16 protein-coding genes are annotated in these 17,061 nt (G+C 60.2%); 11 read left to right on the forward strand and 5 right to left on the reverse strand.

What is annotated here, in order from left to right; all coding sequences use genetic code 11:
- Positions 1-162: 162 nt before the first annotated feature.
- From ACR0NF_RS03250 to ACR0NF_RS03260, 3 genes are read right to left on the reverse strand one after another with little or no spacing between them, the layout of a single operon-like run.
- Positions 163-639: a CinA family protein gene (locus ACR0NF_RS03250; protein WP_480777764.1), complete on the reverse strand. Its 477-nt coding sequence runs from the start codon at positions 637-639 to the stop codon at positions 163-165.
- Positions 636-1,133, reverse strand: coding sequence for a phosphatidylglycerophosphatase A family protein (locus tag ACR0NF_RS03255; RefSeq protein WP_480469641.1), 498 nt, complete (start codon positions 1,131-1,133; stop codon positions 636-638). The genes ACR0NF_RS03250 and ACR0NF_RS03255 overlap by 4 nt, the downstream gene beginning before the upstream one ends.
- A complete protein-coding gene (locus ACR0NF_RS03260; protein WP_480469642.1) occupies positions 1,130-2,260 on the reverse strand; it encodes a bifunctional 2-C-methyl-D-erythritol 4-phosphate cytidylyltransferase/2-C-methyl-D-erythritol 2,4-cyclodiphosphate synthase in 1,131 nt (376 codons plus the stop codon). Before ACR0NF_RS03260 ends, ACR0NF_RS03255 begins: the two co-directional genes overlap by 4 nt.
- A 179-nt stretch (positions 2,261-2,439) precedes the next feature.
- Between ACR0NF_RS03260 and dusB the strand changes: the two genes are divergently transcribed.
- From dusB to ACR0NF_RS03295, 7 genes are all read left to right on the forward strand, one after another.
- Positions 2,440-3,423, forward strand: a complete 984-nt coding sequence (gene dusB, locus ACR0NF_RS03265; protein WP_480777765.1) for a tRNA dihydrouridine synthase DusB — start codon at positions 2,440-2,442, stop codon at positions 3,421-3,423.
- Entirely contained in the window at positions 3,420-4,499 is a 1,080-nt protein-coding gene (locus tag ACR0NF_RS03270) for a two-component system sensor histidine kinase NtrB (RefSeq protein WP_480777766.1), read from the forward strand. Before dusB ends, ACR0NF_RS03270 begins: the two co-directional genes overlap by 4 nt.
- Positions 4,499-5,866: a response regulator gene (locus tag ACR0NF_RS03275; RefSeq protein WP_480777767.1), complete on the forward strand. Its 1,368-nt coding sequence runs from the start codon at positions 4,499-4,501 to the stop codon at positions 5,864-5,866. The genes ACR0NF_RS03270 and ACR0NF_RS03275 overlap by 1 nt, the downstream gene beginning before the upstream one ends.
- 162 nt (positions 5,867-6,028) lie before the next feature.
- Complete coding sequence (locus ACR0NF_RS03280) at positions 6,029-8,254, forward strand: sensor histidine kinase NtrY-like (protein WP_480667137.1); 2,226 nt, start codon at positions 6,029-6,031, stop codon at positions 8,252-8,254.
- Positions 8,251-9,660 carry a nitrogen assimilation response regulator NtrX gene (ntrX, locus tag ACR0NF_RS03285; protein ID WP_480469646.1) on the forward strand — a complete coding sequence of 470 codons (1,410 nt, stop codon included), beginning with the start codon at positions 8,251-8,253 and terminating at the stop codon, positions 9,658-9,660. The genes ACR0NF_RS03280 and ntrX overlap by 4 nt, the downstream gene beginning before the upstream one ends.
- A gap of 23 nt (positions 9,661-9,683) precedes the next feature.
- A complete protein-coding gene (locus ACR0NF_RS03290) occupies positions 9,684-10,274 on the forward strand; it encodes a helix-turn-helix transcriptional regulator (protein WP_480469647.1) in 591 nt (196 codons plus the stop codon).
- Between the two features lie 43 nt (positions 10,275-10,317).
- Positions 10,318-11,490, forward strand: a complete 1,173-nt coding sequence (locus tag ACR0NF_RS03295; RefSeq protein WP_480469648.1) for an MFS transporter — start codon at positions 10,318-10,320, stop codon at positions 11,488-11,490.
- 10 nt (positions 11,491-11,500) lie between these two features.
- On the opposite strand, the gene ACR0NF_RS03300 is transcribed toward ACR0NF_RS03295, so the two are convergent.
- Positions 11,501-11,980 carry a hypothetical protein gene (locus ACR0NF_RS03300; RefSeq protein WP_480657480.1) on the reverse strand — a complete coding sequence of 160 codons (480 nt, stop codon included), beginning with the start codon at positions 11,978-11,980 and terminating at the stop codon, positions 11,501-11,503.
- Between the two features lie 96 nt (positions 11,981-12,076).
- On the opposite strand from ACR0NF_RS03300, the gene trkA reads away from it, so the two are divergent.
- The 4 genes from trkA (at position 12,077) to hflX (ending at position 16,635) form a co-directional block, all read left to right on the forward strand.
- Complete coding sequence (gene trkA / locus ACR0NF_RS03305) at positions 12,077-13,453, forward strand: Trk system potassium transporter TrkA (protein ID WP_480469650.1); 1,377 nt, start codon at positions 12,077-12,079, stop codon at positions 13,451-13,453.
- Complete coding sequence (locus ACR0NF_RS03310; protein ID WP_480469651.1) at positions 13,453-14,994, forward strand: TrkH family potassium uptake protein; 1,542 nt, start codon at positions 13,453-13,455, stop codon at positions 14,992-14,994. The genes trkA and ACR0NF_RS03310 overlap by 1 nt, the downstream gene beginning before the upstream one ends.
- Positions 14,995-15,124: 130 nt before the next feature.
- Positions 15,125-15,364, forward strand: a complete 240-nt coding sequence (hfq, locus tag ACR0NF_RS03315) for an RNA chaperone Hfq (RefSeq protein WP_005982826.1) — start codon at positions 15,125-15,127, stop codon at positions 15,362-15,364.
- Positions 15,364-16,635 (forward strand): GTPase HflX, encoded by a 1,272-nt coding sequence (hflX, locus tag ACR0NF_RS03320; RefSeq protein WP_480777768.1) that lies wholly within the window; start codon positions 15,364-15,366, stop codon positions 16,633-16,635. Before hfq ends, hflX begins: the two co-directional genes overlap by 1 nt.
- On the opposite strand, the gene ACR0NF_RS03325 is transcribed toward hflX, so the two are convergent.
- Positions 16,632-17,027, reverse strand: a complete 396-nt coding sequence (locus ACR0NF_RS03325) for a nuclear transport factor 2 family protein (RefSeq protein ID WP_480469653.1) — start codon at positions 17,025-17,027, stop codon at positions 16,632-16,634. The two genes, hflX and ACR0NF_RS03325, sit on opposite strands and share 4 nt — an antisense overlap.
- Between the last annotated feature and the right edge of the window lie 34 nt (positions 17,028-17,061).

Consider the following 17,061-nt stretch of genomic DNA (forward strand, 5'->3'; position numbering starts at 1 on the left):
GGCAAACACACCCCAACCGATGCCTTGTGAGTGGTGTGCGGCGGGTTGAAGCCGACCTGAGTTGGGGAAAAAAGAGGCAGAGGTGCAAAAAGCCGCCTGTTTAGGCGGCTTTTTCTCAACTGGTGATGAAATTTGCGCCCATATGGCGCATGCGCATTAAAATTAGGCGAGTTGTGAAAGGCCGCGTAGCAGCATCTGCAACGCATGATCACGCGCGGCTTTGCGCACATTATCCCGCCCCAGCGCGCCGAATTCGATTGTTTCAGTCCGGGTGGGTTGGCCGTCCGTGGCGAGACCAAAGCAAACGCGGCCTTCTGGCTTATGCTCGGACCCGCCGGGACCGGCGATACCGGTGATCGAGACCGCCAGTTGAGCCTGCGAGTGGTGCAACGCGCCTTCGGCCATTTCGCGCGCGACCTCTTCCGAGACCGCGCCGTGCGCCCTAAGCGTATCGGCACGTACGCCCAGCATCTCTTGCTTGGCGGTATTGGTGTAGGTGACGAAACCACGCTCGACCACAGCAGAGCTGCCGGGGACGTCGGTCAGCGCAGCGGCGACCATGCCGCCAGTGCAGCTTTCGGCTGTTGCGATCATCACGCCTTGCGCTTTGGCGCGGTCCAGCAGGTCGGTCACGGTCATAGACCCAAGACCCCGTGTGAAATTCCAGCGAGGATGATGACGCCGATTGCGGCAAAGACCCCGGCAATCACATCGTCCAGCATCACGCCCATCGGATCTCCGCGCCGATCGGCCCAGCCAACGGGGCCGGGTTTGGTGATGTCGAACAAGCGGAACAGCAGGAAACCGGCGATCCAGCCGGGCCAGAGCGCGGTGATTTCGATCCCATGCGCCCAGGACGGGTAGGAAATGGCCCAGATTGCAATGAACTGGCCAGCAACCTCGTCGATGACGATTTCGGACGGGTCGTGGTCCTCTTGCCCGGCAGTCATGACACGCGTAGCCCAGAGGCCGCCGAAGAAGGCAGCAAAGGTCCCGATAACCAGCAGAGGAAAGCCGCCGAGCGTATGTAGCACCCAAGCCAGAGGCAGCGCGGCCAGCGATCCCCAGGTGCCGGGGGCAGGGCGCAGATAGCCGACGCCGCAGACGGTTCCGATCAGACGCGCCGCAGTCATGACTTCACCAGACAGGCAGTGGCGAGCGAGGCGATGCCTTCGCCGCGTCCGGTAAAGCCCAATCTCTCCGAAGTTGTCGCCTTGACCGAGACCTGATCCGCCTGCAAGCCCATGATCCGCGCCATCTCGGTACGCATGGCCTCAGCATGCGGCCCGATCTTGGGGTGTTCACAGACCAGCGTGCAGTCGACATTCGAAATCGCATACCCCATCTGCCCGGCCAGTTCGACGGCGTGACGCAGGAATATCTCGCTGGCCGCGCCTTTCCATTGCGGGTCTGTGGGCGGGAAGTGCTGCCCGATATCACCTTGCGCCAGCGCGCCATAGATCGCGTCGGTCACCGCGTGCATGCCGACATCCGCATCCGAATGTCCCTGCAGCCCGCGATCATGCGGCACTTTCACGCCGCAGAGGATCACGTGATCTCCTTCACCAAAGCGGTGCACATCATAGCCGTTGCCCAGCCTTACATCCATATCGTTACCCATTATGCGTTCAGCCCGAGCAAAATCCTCGGGCCGGGTGATTTTCAGATTGTCCGCGTCGCCGGGAATGATCGCGACATCAATCCCGGCAGCACGCGCGACCTCGACGTCATCTGCCGCGCCTCCGGGATGAGTCGCGTGCGCTGCGGTGATCGCGTTGTAAAGAAACCCTTGCGGAGTCTGCGCAGCGAAGAGGCCGGAACGATCCTGCGTACCTGTCACCACCGATCCATCCCCGGTCCAGAGCGCATCGGTGACGGCCAGACCGGGCGCCGCCGCGGGATGTGTATCGAGCGCAGCGAGAACTTCCCCGATCACCCGAGCGCTGACGCAAGGGCGGGCCACGTCGTGAATCAGAACCTTTTCAATGCCATACGATCCCAACGCCTGCAGGCCGTTGCGGACCGATCCTGCCCGGTCTGCACCGCCCTGAGCGAGAATCAAACCGGTGGTGCTGAATTCTTGCCAAGCCGCTGTGTCCTCTTCGGCGAGCACCAAAACAATGTGATCAACCAGGCCCATAAAGCGATCTATGGTCCAATCGGCCACGCGCTGCCCGCCCAGGGCGCGCCACTGCTTGGGCACTCCACCTCCGGCGCGTTGGCCGCGCCCGGCGGCGACGATGATGGCGGCTGTGGTCATCTGCGGGTTCTCCTGATTGAGGCATTGTTTAGGGGGCGGTGAATGCAGAGGCAATCACCCGCATCTGTTTGCCTAAAAATTAAGCAAGTGATGATTTTGCGGGCTTGAATGCCGCCGTTTTGTTGTTCATATGCTGCGATTTCGATATCAAATGCGCAACTGCTCAAGGATTAGGCACATTGACCCTGCGTCTTGCTGAAAAGGATCTGACCCCTCCGGTGCTGCTGGCGCCGATGGCCGGAATCACCGACCGCCCGTTCCGCGATCTCGTGATGCGCTTTGGTGCAGGTATGGTGGTCAGTGAAATGGTTGCCAGCCAGGAGATGGTACAGGCCAAGCCGGGTGTCCGCGAACGGGCCGAGCTGTCGGCGGATGTGGAAAATACCGCCGTGCAACTGGCCGGACGCGAGGCGCATTGGATGGCCGAGGCTGCCCGGCAGGTCGCCGACCGGGGCGCGCGGGTGATCGATATCAACATGGGATGCCCTGCCAAGAAAGTCACCAACGGCTATTCCGGTTCGGCCTTGCTGAAAACTCCGGACCACGCCCTGACGCTGATTGAGGCCGTGGTGGAGGCGGTGGATGTACCGGTGACGCTGAAAACGCGTCTGGGCTGGGATGACAGCTTGCTGAACGCCCCGGATATGGCGCGGCGGGCGCAGGACGCGGGCATCCGAATGGTTACGATCCACGGACGCACACGCTGCCAGTTCTACAAGGGGCGCGCCGATTGGCGGGCGATCCGGGCAGTGAAAGAGGCAGTCTCGATTCCGGTCATCGCAAATGGGGATATTGTTGATACGGAAGCCGCGCAAACCGCGCTGGAGCAGTCTGGTGCGGATGGCGTGATGGTCGGTCGGGGTGCGCAGGGCAAGCCATGGCTGCTGTCGCAAATCTGTCATGATCTCTATGGCCCTGCTGCGCCGACCATTCCGACGGGCGCTGATCTGATCGAGATGGTGCGCAGTCATTATCAGGCAATGCTTGGATTCTATGGCACCGATCTGGGCCTGCGCGTCGCGCGCAAGCATTTGGGCTGGTACATGGATGAAGCCGGAACGCCTGCCATGCTGCGGCGTGCTATCCTGACCTCACGCGATACGGATGAGGTGCTGCGGCTGTTGGGGGAAGCACTGAACGGCCCAGCGGAGGAAGCGGCATGACCTCGGATCAGAGCATCTGGACCTCGCTGCCGGTTCCGGCCTTCATCATTGATGCCGAGGATCGGATATCCGACGTCAATTCCTCGGGCGAGGGGTTTCTGAACGCCTCGCGCAAGGCGGTGATCGGACACCCCGTATGGGATCAACTGGCAGTCGATGCGCCGTTGGAAGAGGCGTTCTTGCGGGCTCGTCAGCAGGGGACCCCCTTGTTCGTCAACGATGTGGATGTGGGCTCGGGTAATCGCGCACCGCTGCAATGTGCGCTGCAGATCGCGCCGCTTATGGGACATCCTGGTTCGATGATCATGATCATCTCGCCACGAGAGCTGGCGGGGCGGATGACACGGGGCAATACGGTGAAATCGGCGGCGCAATCGGCCATCGGCATGGCCGAAATGCTGGCGCATGAGATCAAGAACCCCTTGGCAGGCATCACCGGCGCGGCGCAGCTGCTCAGCATGAATATCTCTCAGCAAGACCTTGAACTAACTGACCTTATCGTCGAAGAAAGCCGCCGCATCGTGAAGCTGCTGGAGCAGGTGGAGCAGTTCGGAAACCTGTCGCAGCCCGATTTCAAACCGGTTAATATCCACGACGTTCTGGACCGCGCGCGGCGGTCGGCGCTGCTGGGCTTCGGCGCGCATATGACGATTGTCGAGGATTATGACCCCTCGCTGCCATTGGCCTACGGAGATCCGGATCAGTTCCTGCAAGTGGTGCTGAATTTGCTCAGGAACGCCTCGGAAGCCGCTGATGGTAATGGCACAATTCGGTTGCGCACATATTTCGAACACTCGTTCCGTCTTCGGCGCAGTGACGGGTCGGGACACTCGCTGCCCTTGCAGATTGAGATCATCGACGACGGGCCGGGGCTGCCGGAAAACATCCGGAGCGATATCTTCGATCCCTTCGTGTCGGGCAAGGAGAATGGCACCGGGCTGGGGCTGGCGCTGGTCAGCAAGATCATATCCGACCATGACGGCTGGATTTCGGCGGAATCCGTGCCCGGACGCACCGTATTCCGCCTATCCCTGCGGCGCGCACCGCCGGACGCCTATGAAAAGGAGAGCATCTGATGGATGGCACAGTTCTGGTCGCCGATGACGACCGCACGATCCGCACGGTTCTGACACAGGCCCTGACGCGGGCCGGGTGCAAGGTGCACGCGACGTCCTCGCTGACCACGTTGATGCGCTGGGTGGCTGAAGGCAAGGGCGACGTTGTCATCTCGGACGTGGTGATGCCGGACGGAAACGGGCTGGAGATGCTGCCGAAGATCGCGCAGGACCGCCCCGGCTTGCCGGTCATCGTGATCTCGGCCCAGAACACCATCATGACGGCCATTCAGGCGGCCGAGGCGGATGCCTATGACTATCTGCCCAAGCCCTTCGATCTGCCCGATCTGATGAAGCGCACGGCGCGGGCGCTGGATCAAAAGCAACGCAGTCAGTCCGAGCCCGCCCTGACCAGCGAAGAGCGCCCGGACGAGTTGCCGCTGGTCGGACGAACCCCGCTGATGCAGGCGCTGTATCGTCTGGTGGCGCGGGTGATGAACACCGACCTGTCCGTGATGATCTCGGGCGAAAGTGGCACCGGTAAGTCGCTGATCGCGCGCGCGATTCACGATTTCTCTGACCGGCGCACGCTGCCTTTCGTAACCGCGACGGCGGCTGATCTGAGCGATCTGGAAGGCCCCGCGCGGGTCATGGCGCGGGTGCGGGGCGGGACGCTGCTGATTGATGAGATTGCCGACATAGACGATGAGATTCAGGCGCGCATCGTGCGCATGATGGACACCCCGGGGGATCATGTTCCCCGTTTCATGGCCACCAGCCAATCGGACCTGACCGACGCGATGGAAAGCGGTCGGGTGCGGCAGGACCTGTATTATCGCCTGTGCGGTGCGACGATTCATGTTCCGGCCCTGCGCGAACGGGTTGACGACATCACCTTGCTGACCGACCATTTTCTTCAGCGGGAAGAGCGTGAAAGCGGCACCCAGCGTCGCCTGAGCCCCGAGGCCGTGGAACTGGTGCGCCGGTATTCATGGCCCGGTAATGTGCGTCAGCTGGAAAATGCGATCCGTCGTCTCAGCCTGACCAGCCGCGCGGATGAAATCTCGCGCACCGAGGTTGAGATGGTGCTGGGAAGCCAGCCCGAGGCCGAACCGGTTCTGGGCGATGGTGAGCGTGAGAAATTGTCGTCATCGGTGGGCCGTCATCTGCGCCGCTATTTCGATTTGCACGGAAACATCCTGCCACCGCCGGGCCTGTATCAGCGCATTCTGCGCGAGGTTGAGGCACCCCTGATCGAAATCGCGCTGGATGCGACCGGTGGAAATCAGGCAAAATGTGCTGATCTTCTAGGGATTAACCGGAATACGCTGCGTAAAAAGATCTCCGACCTCGATATTCAGGTGACACGCCGTCGCAAACTGATGTAATATCGCCACACAAACCGTGGCATTCGGGTTCGCACCCGGGAACGACCACGACATATGGCGGTAAGCCGCGAATGCGGCACATCAGTAAGAGGGCAGACGGTGGCAACCCGGGCACAGAACGGGCCGATCCTATCGATCAACCGGTGGCGCAAGTCCCGGAGGATGCGCAATTTCAGCACCTTGGGGCTCGTGATGCTGGGCCCGGTGCTGGCGCTTGCGACGTATCTGGTCATTGGACCCTTCGATCTTGGCGCTGCGGCCCCGACGCTGCGGCTGATTCTTCTTGCCGATCTGGTCTATGTGCTGGTCGTGGCCGCGCTTGTTCTGGGACAGTTGTTCAGTCTGATCGCAGCACGGCGGGCCAAGTCAGCCGGCTCTCGGCTTCACCTGCGCCTGATCGGCGCGTTCACGCTGCTTGCCCTTGTGCCCACGGTAACTGTGGCAATCTTCGCCGGTCTGACCGTCAATATCGGCCTCGAAGGCTGGTTCTCGGACCGCGTGCGGCAGGTTGTTGGTTCATCGCTGAGTGCGGCGGAGGCATACGAGCAGGAGCATCGTCAGGGCCTGACGCAGGACGCGATGGCGCTGGCGCGCTTTCTGGATAACGCGCGGACGTTGGATTACTACATCTCGGATGCGGAATTGCGAGAAGTTCTGGCCCAGGGGCAGTCGCAGATTCAGCGCGGGCTGCGCGAGGCTTATGTGATCGATGGCAGCAGCGAGATCCGGTCGCGTGGCGATCGCTCTTATCTTTTTGATTATGAGGCCCCCACGCCTGAAGAGATGATCGAGTCGAACGATCAGGGCGTAGCGATCATAGCCGATTGGGATAACAGCGAATTTAGGGCTCTGGTGCCGTTGCAGGCTTATCTGGATCGCTATCTCTATGTCAGTCGCGAGGTTGATGGCGACCTGTTGACCCTGTTGGATGAAACCAAGGAAACGGCACAGTTCTACAGTCAGCTGGAAAGTGAACGGGGCAGGGTGCTGTTTGAGTTTGGCCTTCTGTATCTCGGTTTTGCGGTGATCCTCATTCTGGCTGCGATGTCTCTGGGCATGTGGTTTGCCGAACGTCTGTCGCGCCCGGTTGGGCGCCTGACAACTGCAGCGCAACGTGTCGGTGCCGGGGATTTGAGCGTTCAGGTCTATGAAGAGGCCAGCGATGACGAGATCGCCATGCTGGGCCGCTATTTCAACCAGATGACCCGCCAGTTGAAAGGGCAGCGCGATACCCTGTTGGAGAACACACGCCACATCGAACGTCGCCGCCGGCTGTTCGACTCGGTTCTGAGTTCGGTGACCTCGGGCGTGGTGGGCGTTGATCCCGATGGATGCGTGACCTTCGTGAACCGCTCGGGCGAGCGCCTGCTGGACTGGACCAGCGGTGAACAGCATCTGGCCATCGGCATTGCCGTGCCTGAATTCCTGCCGCTGTTCGAAGAGCTGAAATCCAGCGGTCAAGAGGCGGTGCAGGGAGAGGTCAAGGTGACCCGTAAGGGTCAGTTGGAAAACCTGCTGGTGCGCATGGCCACGCGGCGGGGCGAGGATGGCGGGTTGGAAGGCTATGTGGTGGCCTTTGATGACGTGACCGATCTGGTCAGCGCGCAGCGTATGGCGGCGTGGGGCGACGTGGCGCGTCGTATTGCGCATGAGATCAAGAATCCTTTGACTCCGATCCAGCTGAGCGCGGAGCGGATCAAACGCAAGTTCTCGCGCAAGCTGGATGAAGAAGATTGCGACAGCCTTGAGTCGATGACTGACGTGATCGTGCGACAGACCAATGATCTGCGGCGGATCGTGGACGAGTTCTCAAAATTCGCGCGGATGCCCGAGCCGGAGCGGCATGAGGAAAACATCGTCACACTGGTGCGCGAGGCGGTGCTGCTGCAACAGGCCGGACAGCCGGATGTGCAGATTGATGCAGACCTGCCTGAACAGCCTGTTCTGGCGGATGTTGACGCAACGATGTTGAGCCAAGCCCTGACTAACCTGATCAAGAATGCGGGCGAGGCCATTGAAACGTTGAAGAAAAAAGGCGCGCCCGACAATCTGAAACCGCAGATCAAGGTGGCTGTGTCCAGCGACGATGCGGGAATGCAGATCACCATTGCCGATAATGGTATCGGGCTGCCCGAGGATCGTGCGCGGTTGTTTGAACCTTATGTGACAACTCGTGATGAGGGCACTGGCCTCGGCTTGCCTATCGTGAAGAAAATCATCGAAGAACATGGCGGAGCGCTGACATTAGAAGACGCGCCCACCTTTGACGGACAGGACCATTTCGGCGCGATGGCTGTCATTCGTCTCCCTGGGGCCTCAGGCGGCCCGTCAATCGCGTCGGACAAACAGGCGATTAAAACAAACAAACTGAAAGCAGGCCAAAGATGAGCGACATTCTGATCGTAGATGACGAACGCGATATTCGCGAATTGGTGTCCGATATTCTAGAGGACGAAGGCTATTCCACCCGACTGGCGGCGAACTCGGATGAGTGTATGTCGTCGATCAATGCCGAGCCTCCGGGGCTGTTGATCCTGGATATCTGGCTAAAGGACAGCCGCATGGATGGGATCGATATCCTGAAAGCGGTGAAACGCGACAATCCGGATGTACCGGTGGTGATCATTTCGGGCCACGGTAACATTGAGATCGCCGTGGCGGCCATCAAGCAGGGTGCTTACGATTTTATCGAGAAGCCCTTCAACATTGACCAGTTGATGGTGGTGATCCGTCGCGCGATGGAAACCTCGCGCCTGCGCCGCGAGAATGCCTCGCTGAAGCGGAAAGAGGTGAGCTGCTCCGACATGATCGGCAAGTCGGCTTCGTTCCGGGCGATGCAGGGTCAATTGGACAAGGTGACCAAATCGAACGGGCGCGTGATGTTGAGCGGCCCGGCCGGGTCAGGCAAGGAAATCGCTGCGCGCTACATCCACGCTCATTCGAACCGTGCCAACGCGCCTTTCGTCACCGTCAATTGTGCGGGGATTGAGCCTGAGCGGGTTGAAGAGGTTCTGTTCGGTCGCGAATCCTCGGAACGGGGGATCGAATCCGGTCTGCTGGAAGAGGCGCATGGCGGGGTGATCTATTTCGATGAGGTGGCCGATATGCCCCTGGGCACCCAGTCCAAAATCCTGCGAGTGCTGGTGGATCAGCAGTTCCAGCGTGTGGGCGGCAGTGACAAGGTGCGCGTCGATCTGCGGGTCATTTCATCGACCAACCGCGATCTGGAAGATGAAATCGCAGCTGAACGGTTCCGCGAAGAGCTTTATCATCGCCTGAATGTGGTGCCGATTGCTGTCCCGTCGCTGGAAGAACGGCGCGAGGATATTCCGGTTCTGGCCCAGCATTTCATCGAAATGTGCAACGAAACTCAGGGTTTGCCTGCCCGCGAATTGTCGGACGAGGCGGTCGCCCTGCTGCAAACGATGACTTGGCCGGGCAATGTACGTCAGCTTAAAAACCTGATCGAGCGTGTGCTGATCCTTGGCGATGGCACCGGGCCGATCGAGGCGCGCGAGCTGCCGAGTGAGGAAGAGAAATCCGATGAATCCGGTCGCGTTGTCCTGTCTGGGGCATTGGCGACCCTGCCGCTGCGCGAAGCACGCGAGGCGTTCGAGCGGGAATATCTGCTGACCCAGATCAACCGTTTCGGGGGCAATATCAGCCGCACCGCCAGTTTTGTCGGCATGGAGCGCAGCGCCTTGCATCGCAAGCTGAAATCGCTGGGGGTTGTGACGTCGAACAAATCAGGCGCGCGTGTCGCTCAGATTGATGAGCCTGAACCGGCAGAGTGATTTCTGCGACCAAGGCGAAGCAATTGATCAGCAGGTATGCAAAAGCCGATGGTACAGGGCCCATCGGCTATCCTGCATTTGGTCGCAGGCTTAGACGGCTTCGCCGGTCGGTTGGCCTCAAGCAATCCGCTTTGGCTGATATGCTGGAAGTGGATCAGGCCACGATTTCGAGGTGGGAGAGCGGGGCTCACACCCCTTCGGCAGAGATACAGCAGGGCGTTTTCTCAGTTCTGGCCCCAGTGCGCGTTCAGGATTCAGCGCTGAAACGGCTGGTGGCCCAATCGACTGACTGCGTTCATTTGGTTGAGGAGGCCAGCCATACCTGTCTGGCCTATTCGGCCAGCCGGGCCCGAGATTGGAAAACCTCGCAGAATGCTCTGCTGGGCGTCTCGCTCTGGCAGTTTGCGACGGACGAGATCCGGCAGGCTGAAGCAGAGCTGCAAAGCGAAGGTTGGTGGGACATGCACACGCCCGCACCCAAGGCCTTTCTGACCTCAGAGGCCGTGCATGACCGTATCAGGATCAGTGCAGGCCAGATCGTTTGGGAGCGGCTGTATCTGGCCGATGGCACCCCGGTTCGTCTGGTCAGCGGATCGCGGGGGCAAGTCGCATAATTTATGCGTTCCCGCGCGCAGCCGGGCGGGTTAGACCCGGAACATGACATTTCCTTACCTGAGATTTGCGCAGGTCATGCTGATCTGGTTTGCAGGGCTTGGTGCTGCCACGCAATTCGCCAAGATCGCTGTACCTTTCGCCGAAATCAGCCTGCTGTATCCCGAGCAATCCGCGGTGATCGGCTGGTCACTGTCGATCATCAGCCTGATGGGTGCGGTGTTCGGGGCGACCTCGGGCGCGATCACTGCCCGGGTTGGGCCGATGCGTCTGCTCTTGTCCGGGCTGGTTCTGGGCGGTGCTTTGTCTTTGCTGCAGGCGAGTCTGCCGGGATTCCAAATGATGCTGGCAAGTCGCGTCGTCGAAGGGGCGTCGCATCTGGCAATCGTTGTCGCGGCCCCCACGCTGATTGCCCAGATCACCACCGGCAAGGCGCGCAATCTGGCGATGGTGTTGTGGAGCACCTTCTTTGGTGTCGCCTTCGCGCTGAATGCGTGGTTCGGCCTGCCGATTGTAGACCGTTTCGGACTGCCCACCTATTTCGCCCTGCACGGAGCCCTGATGCTGTTGATCGCCGCAATGATCGCGCTGAGCCGGATCAAGATCGAGATGGGATCGATTGAGGAAAGAAGCCGTGGATTGGCTGCGTTTCTTGAGGCTCATGTCAGAACCTACCGCTCACCCTTTATTTCGGCGCCCGCGATCGGGTGGTTCTTCTATACGCTGACCTTTGTTTCGCTGCTTGCGATTCTGCCGGGACAGTTGCCTGAGGGGCAGGGCGCGTCGGTTGCGGCATTGATGCCTTTGGCTGGGATTGCGCTGTCCTGGCTGTTGGTGCCGCTGCTTCTGAATGTCTTTTCCTGTGTCACCGTTGTTAATCTAGGCTTTGGTCTGGGCATAGTGAGCATCGGGGCCTTGTTTATCGGGGCACCGCTGGCGGTTGTCGGTATTGCCTTGTTTGCCGTGTTGGGGCTGGTTCAGGGCGGCAGTTTTGCTGCGGTACCTCAGCTCAATGACACGGCCGAGGCGCAGGCGCTTAGCTATGGTGGAATGGCGCAGATGGGAAATGCCGGAAACCTGCTGGGCACTCCGGTTCTGCTGGCGATCCTTGTGGGTATTGATGAAACGGCGATGTTCGGGGCTGTTGTCGGGTTCTATGCCATAGCAATGATGCTGCACATCTTTCTTGGACTGCGCCGCGCTATGGTCAGCGACTAGCGGCTGAGGACTATCCCGTTTGCCCCGGCGTGATGATCTGGAACGAGCCATCGTCAAACTTCACGAAACAGGACTCGGTGCTCAAGGGCGGAAATGTGGTCGTCCGAGTGGGCACAACCCGCGATTTCACCCCTTGTTTGCAGGGTGGCAGGCTGACCGGGCGATACCCTTTTGAGGCCATACACTGCGCCTCGACCTTGTTTCGCAGGCCCTGATTCACATCGACCGTGTAAATCCGTCCCGGCTCCCACCAGCCCGGATTTCGATAGCATCTGCCATTGCGGTCGCAATAGGTGCGACCGGGCCAATAGACCGGCGGGCTCTGCCGGACCTGATTGGCGACGGGGGCGTCTTTCAGTGCCTGCACCTGACAGGCGGTGGTCTCGGTCTGCATGCGCGCGACGCTCTCGCCCTCGCGGTAATAAAGCGACAGTGGTCCGCAAGCAGAAAGGGTCAGCAGGCAAATCAGGCCGGGCAGCAATGTTTTCATGCGCTTATCTTGCCGCAGCTTATGCGGTATGACAATTCAATTGACCGCTTTGGGGGCATCTGTCATTCAAAGATTTCAGGCAGAGGGGCCAATTGTATGAAGGTCATCATATGCGGTGCCGGTCAGGTGGGCTGGCAGATTGCGCGTCATCTTTCGGGCGAGCTGAACGATGTGACGGTGGTCGATAACAACCCCGATCTGGTGCGCCGCGCGACCGAGACGCTGGACGTGCAGGGCATTGCAGGGTTCGCCAGCTATCCGGATGTGCTGGAACGGGCAGGGGCGCGTGACGCCGATATGATCATCGCCGCAACCCATTCGGACGAGGTGAATATGGTCACCTGTCAGATGGCGCATTCGGTGTTTGCGATCCAGCGCAAGATCGCGCGGCTGCGCTCGAAATCCTATCTGGAGGCGATCCATTCCGATCTCTACCGCCGCGATCATCTGCCCATTGATGTTGTGATCAGCCCCGAACGCGAGGTCGCGGCAGCGGCCATGCGGCGCCTCTCGGCCCCTTCGGCCTTTGACACCGAACTGTTCATGGATGGTAAGGCGCAGCTTTTGGGCATTCGGGTCGATGAGGACTGCCCGATTGTGAATACGCCTCTGCGTCAGCTGACCGACCTGTTCTCGACCCTCAGTTCCATCGTCGTGGGCGTCCGGCGCGAAGGGTCGCTGTTTGCCCCCGAGCCGGATGATCAGCTGTTTGTTGGCGACGAATGTTATGTCTTCACCAGCGTCAAGGATGTCGACCGCACGATGGAGGTGTTTGGCAAGGCGCAACGCCAGCAGGATCGGGTTGTGATCGTTGGGGGCGGTAATGTCGGGCTGGAAGTGGCCCGGACGCTGGAAGAGCGTGAAAGCCGCGTGCGTGCCAAGATTATCGAACGCGATCGCAGATGCGCTGAAATCGCCGCTGAGGCGTTGGAACGGACGATCGTTCTGAACGGCGATGGTCTGGACTCGGCACTGTTGAGCGAGGCGGGTATCGAACGCGCGGATGCGATGCTTGCGGTTACGGATGATGATCGCACCAACATGCTGGCCGCCGTGCGTGCCAAGGGCGAGGGCTGCGCGCTGGCCATTGCATTGATCAATGACCCCAGCATGGTGGCGCTGATGGGCCCGTTGGGCATCGACGCCTATATCAACCCGCGCGCCACGACCGTCAGCTCGATCCTGCGCCATATCCGCCACGGGCGCGTTCGTCAGGTCTATTCCATCGGCGATGCCGAGGCCGAAGTGATCGAGGCCGAGGTGCTTTCAACCTCACCGATGGCCGGGCAAAAACTGCGTGACATCGATTTCCCCGAAGGCGTTCTGGTCGGAGCGGTACGTAAGGGCGACGAAGTAGTGCGCCCGACCGGCAGCCTTCGCATTGATGAGAAAGACGTGGTCGCCATCTTTGCGATGGCCAAGGACGTACCCGAGGTGGAACGCCTGATGCAGGTCTCGATCGATTTCTTCTGATGTTGCAAGCGCGCGGACAGCATCGGGTCGGAGTGCTGCGGCGGCTGCCGTTGCTTCTGATGATCTGGGGCGTTTCGGCGCTTGCGATGTGGATACCAGCGATCTACGCGCTGACACTGGATGATCACCACACCTCGCGATCGTTCTTTTATTCCGGGCTTCTAGGCCTGTTTGTAGTGTCGATCATTGCTGTGGCGATGTCGAACAGAACACCGCGACGCGGGACGCTGGGCCAGTTGGCCGTTCTGCTGGCCTCGTTCACGATCCTGCCGGTTTTTCTGGCTATCCCATTCCATGAGGCGCTTGGCACGACGAGCTTTCTGAACGCCTATTTCGATATGGTCAGTGCGCTCACCACCACCGGGGCTGATCTGTTTCCTGATCCCGGACGCCTGTCTGCGCCACTACATCTGTGGCGCGCTCTGGTGGGTTGGCTGGGCGGTCTGCTGATGTGGATTGCGGCGGCGGCGATCCTTGCCCCGCTGTCGCTGGGAGGGTTCGAGGTCACTGCGCGCGGACAACCGGGCCGCCCGGTCACCGGCGTGGCGCAAAGCGAAAAGATGGATCCGCGCGGGCATCTGATCCGCGTGACGCGTACGCTGACCCCTGTCTATGCCGGGCTAACCGCTGTAATCTGGATCCTGTTGCTGATCGCTGGAGAGCAGGGTCTGACAGCCGTTTGCCATGCGATGTCGGTGATGGCGACGTCGGGCATCTCGCCTGTCGGAGGGTTGGAGGGGTCGACAGCTGGCTTCACAGGGGAGGCGATCCTGTTTCTCTTTCTGTTCTTCGCCCTGTCGCGGCTGACATTCTCAACCGACACGGCCACCTCGGGCTATACCCGGTTGGACAAAGACCCCGAGCTTCGCATCGGCGTTTCAATCGTGCTTGCCGTGGCCGTGCTGCTGTTCCTGCGCTTTTTGTCGGGCGTGGCGGAACTGAGCATTGATGTCACTCCGCTGCAGGCGCTGCAGGTGATCTGGGGCATGATCTTTACTGCGATGTCGTTCCTGACCACGGCAGGGTTTGAGAGTGCAAACTGGAATGATGCGCAGCAACTCTCGGGCCTGGGCACGCCGGGGCTGATCCTGATGGGGCTGGCACTGATCGGAGGCGGGGTTGCAACCACCGCAGGCGGGGTGAAGCTGTTGCGTGTCTTTGCGCTCTACCTCAATGGTAAGCGTGAGATTGACCGGCTGATCTATCCCTCATCGGTAAGTGGCGAGGGCGGGGGCAACCGCCGCATCCAAAGCGACGGTGCCTTCATCGCGTGGATCTTTCTGATGATGTTCGCTCTGACGCTGGCGATGTTTGATCTTTTGCTGGCCGCGATGGGGGTCGGGTTTGAACAGGCAATGGTGCTGAGCGTTGCCGCGCTCAGCACGACGGGGCCGTTGATCGAGCTGGCAACGGACGTTCCGATCCGTCTGATCGACCTGTCCGGCGGGGCCAAGCTGACGCTTTGCGCGGCGATGGTGATCGGGCGGCTTGAGACGCTGGCCATCGTTGCGCTGATCACGCCCACTCTGTGGCGCGATTGACCTATCGTCAACGGTTGGCGTTACTGCCTGATTTTTCATCTGGAATATCTGTGCGCGGCACTCCATACTCCTCCAGAGGGAGCGCGTTGGTCCGCAGCGCGTAGCAAGAACAATGGCGAGATAATAAAATATGGCTTCGGACAGACAGAATCTGCAGGACGCGTTCCTGAACAATGTACGGAAAGCAAAGGTCCCGGTCACAATATTCCTGATCAACGGCGTGAAATTGCAGGGTGTGATCACCTGGTTCGATAATTTCTGCGTGCTTCTACGCCGCGACGGACAGTCGCAGTTGGTCTATAAGCATGCGATTTCGACCATCATGCCGTCACAGCCGATCAACCTGTATGAGGGCGAAGACGCCTCTTGATGGAACATGAGAGGGCGCGCACCCGCGCTTGGGTGCTGCATCCCGAAATCAAATCAGATGAACAGCGCCGTGTCCCCGAACCGGCGCTGGAAGAGGCGGTGGCATTGGCTGCCGCTTTGCCCGATCTGGATGTGGTCGGTTCTGAAATCGTGCGCCTGCCGCGCGCACAAGCCGGATTGTTGTTCGGCAGCGGCAAGATTGAAGAACTCGCCGAGCGCCTCCATGATAATGAGATTGAGCTGGTTCTGATCGACGGGCCGGTGACACCGGTTCAGCAGCGCAATCTGGAAAAGGCGTGGAAGGTCAAAATCCTCGACCGGACCGGTTTGATTCTGGAGATCTTCAGCGACCGTGCGCGTACCCGAGAAGGTGTGCTGCAGGTCGAGATGGCCGCGCTCAGCTATCAGCGTACGCGGCTGGTGCGGGCCTGGACCCACCTAGAACGCCAGCGTGGTGGCCTTGGTTTTGTCGGCGGACCCGGCGAAACCCAGATCGAGGCTGACCGGCGCGCCATCGACGAACAACTGGTGCGTTTGCGCCGCCAGTTGCAGAAAGTGGTGAAGACACGCACCCTGCACAGGGCCGCGCGAGCCAAGGTTCCGTACCCGATTGTCGCTCTGGTCGGATACACCAACGCCGGGAAGTCCACCCTGTTCAACCGTCTGACCGGGGCCGAGGTGATGGCCAAGGACATGCTGTTCGCTACGCTGGACCCGACGATGCGGCGGGTTGAGCTACCGGATGGCCCCGAAGTGATCCTGTCCGACACGGTGGGTTTTATCTCGAACCTGCCAACCGAGCTGGTCGCCGCTTTCCGCGCCACGTTGGAAGAGGTGCTGGGCGCTGATCTGGTCGTGCATGTCCGCGACATCAGCCACGAAGAGACGGATGCACAGGCGCAGGATGTTGAGACGATCCTGACCTCTCTCGGGGTCGAGGATGATCGGCCCCGGCTTGAGGTCTGGAATAAGATCGACTTGCTGAATCGCGACGAACGCGAAGCCGCTACGGCGCGGGCTGAGCGCGATCCGGCGATCTTTGCGATATCGGCCGTGACGGGCGAGGGCGTTGATCCTCTGCTCTCTGAAATTGCAACGATTCTGCAGGGCGCGCGGCATGAGGTGACGCTGTCATTGGGCTTTGCCGAGGGCCAAAAGCGTGCATGGCTGTTTCGTCAGGATGTCGTGCGATCAGAGGAACAGACCGAAGAGGGTTTTGAGATCACGGTACTCTGGACCGACAAACAAGCGGCGCGTTTCGCAGCGCTTTAGGTTCCGTCAATCTGGCTTTGACGCTCGTCCGCATCGAACCATTCCGATGAACTTTGGATCTTATTGTCCGGCGTTAGTTCCCATTGTTCCCAACCGCGCGTGACGACACGGTTTCCGGTGGCTTTGTGGTGCCCTTCGAGCGTCCTGACGAACAAGGCATGCGGTCCGGCCCATCGCATCATGTCGCAACGCACTTCGAGATCGGGAAACTCTGCGTACAATGCGCGCGCCATCTCAGCGATTTCTGCGTGGCCCTGCAGAGTTTCGCCGTGATTGATGGTGATCCGGCCTTCAGGGGCGAAGAAACGAGCGACAGATTCAGGATCGCCCGAACTCCAGGCGATGGCATAATCACGTGCGAGATTGTTCAAGGTATCGCGAAGGCTGCCCATGCATTTCCCCCTTCGTACAATGCGACGGCCTGAT

The organism is Ruegeria sp. CF4 (assembly GCF_056537345.1).

What these genes read in the sequence shown, in the direction of transcription:
- ACR0NF_RS03250 (WP_480777764.1), bottom strand. Translation starts at nt 639, where the DNA reads ATGACCGTGACCGACCTGCTGGACCGCGCCAAAGCGCAAGGCGTGATG.
- ACR0NF_RS03255 (WP_480469641.1), bottom strand. Translation starts at nt 1,133, where the DNA reads ATGACTGCGGCGCGTCTGATCGGAACCGTCTGCGGCGTCGGCTATCTG.
- ACR0NF_RS03260 (WP_480469642.1), bottom strand. Translation starts at nt 2,260, where the DNA reads ATGACCACAGCCGCCATCATCGTCGCCGCCGGGCGCGGCCAACGCGCC.
- ACR0NF_RS03270 (WP_480777766.1), top strand. Translation starts at nt 3,420, where the DNA reads ATGACCTCGGATCAGAGCATCTGGACCTCGCTGCCGGTTCCGGCCTTC.
- ACR0NF_RS03275 (WP_480777767.1), top strand. Translation starts at nt 4,499, where the DNA reads ATGGATGGCACAGTTCTGGTCGCCGATGACGACCGCACGATCCGCACG.
- ACR0NF_RS03280 (WP_480667137.1), top strand. Translation starts at nt 6,029, where the DNA reads ATGCGCAATTTCAGCACCTTGGGGCTCGTGATGCTGGGCCCGGTGCTG.
- ntrX (WP_480469646.1), top strand. Translation starts at nt 8,251, where the DNA reads ATGAGCGACATTCTGATCGTAGATGACGAACGCGATATTCGCGAATTG.
- ACR0NF_RS03295 (WP_480469648.1), top strand. Translation starts at nt 10,318, where the DNA reads ATGACATTTCCTTACCTGAGATTTGCGCAGGTCATGCTGATCTGGTTT.
- ACR0NF_RS03300 (WP_480657480.1), bottom strand. Translation starts at nt 11,980, where the DNA reads ATGAAAACATTGCTGCCCGGCCTGATTTGCCTGCTGACCCTTTCTGCT.
- trkA (WP_480469650.1), top strand. Translation starts at nt 12,077, where the DNA reads ATGAAGGTCATCATATGCGGTGCCGGTCAGGTGGGCTGGCAGATTGCG.
- ACR0NF_RS03310 (WP_480469651.1), top strand. Translation starts at nt 13,453, where the DNA reads ATGTTGCAAGCGCGCGGACAGCATCGGGTCGGAGTGCTGCGGCGGCTG.
- hfq (WP_005982826.1), top strand. Translation starts at nt 15,125, where the DNA reads ATGGCTTCGGACAGACAGAATCTGCAGGACGCGTTCCTGAACAATGTA.
- hflX (WP_480777768.1), top strand. Translation starts at nt 15,364, where the DNA reads ATGGAACATGAGAGGGCGCGCACCCGCGCTTGGGTGCTGCATCCCGAA.
- ACR0NF_RS03325 (WP_480469653.1), bottom strand. Translation starts at nt 17,027, where the DNA reads ATGGGCAGCCTTCGCGATACCTTGAACAATCTCGCACGTGATTATGCC.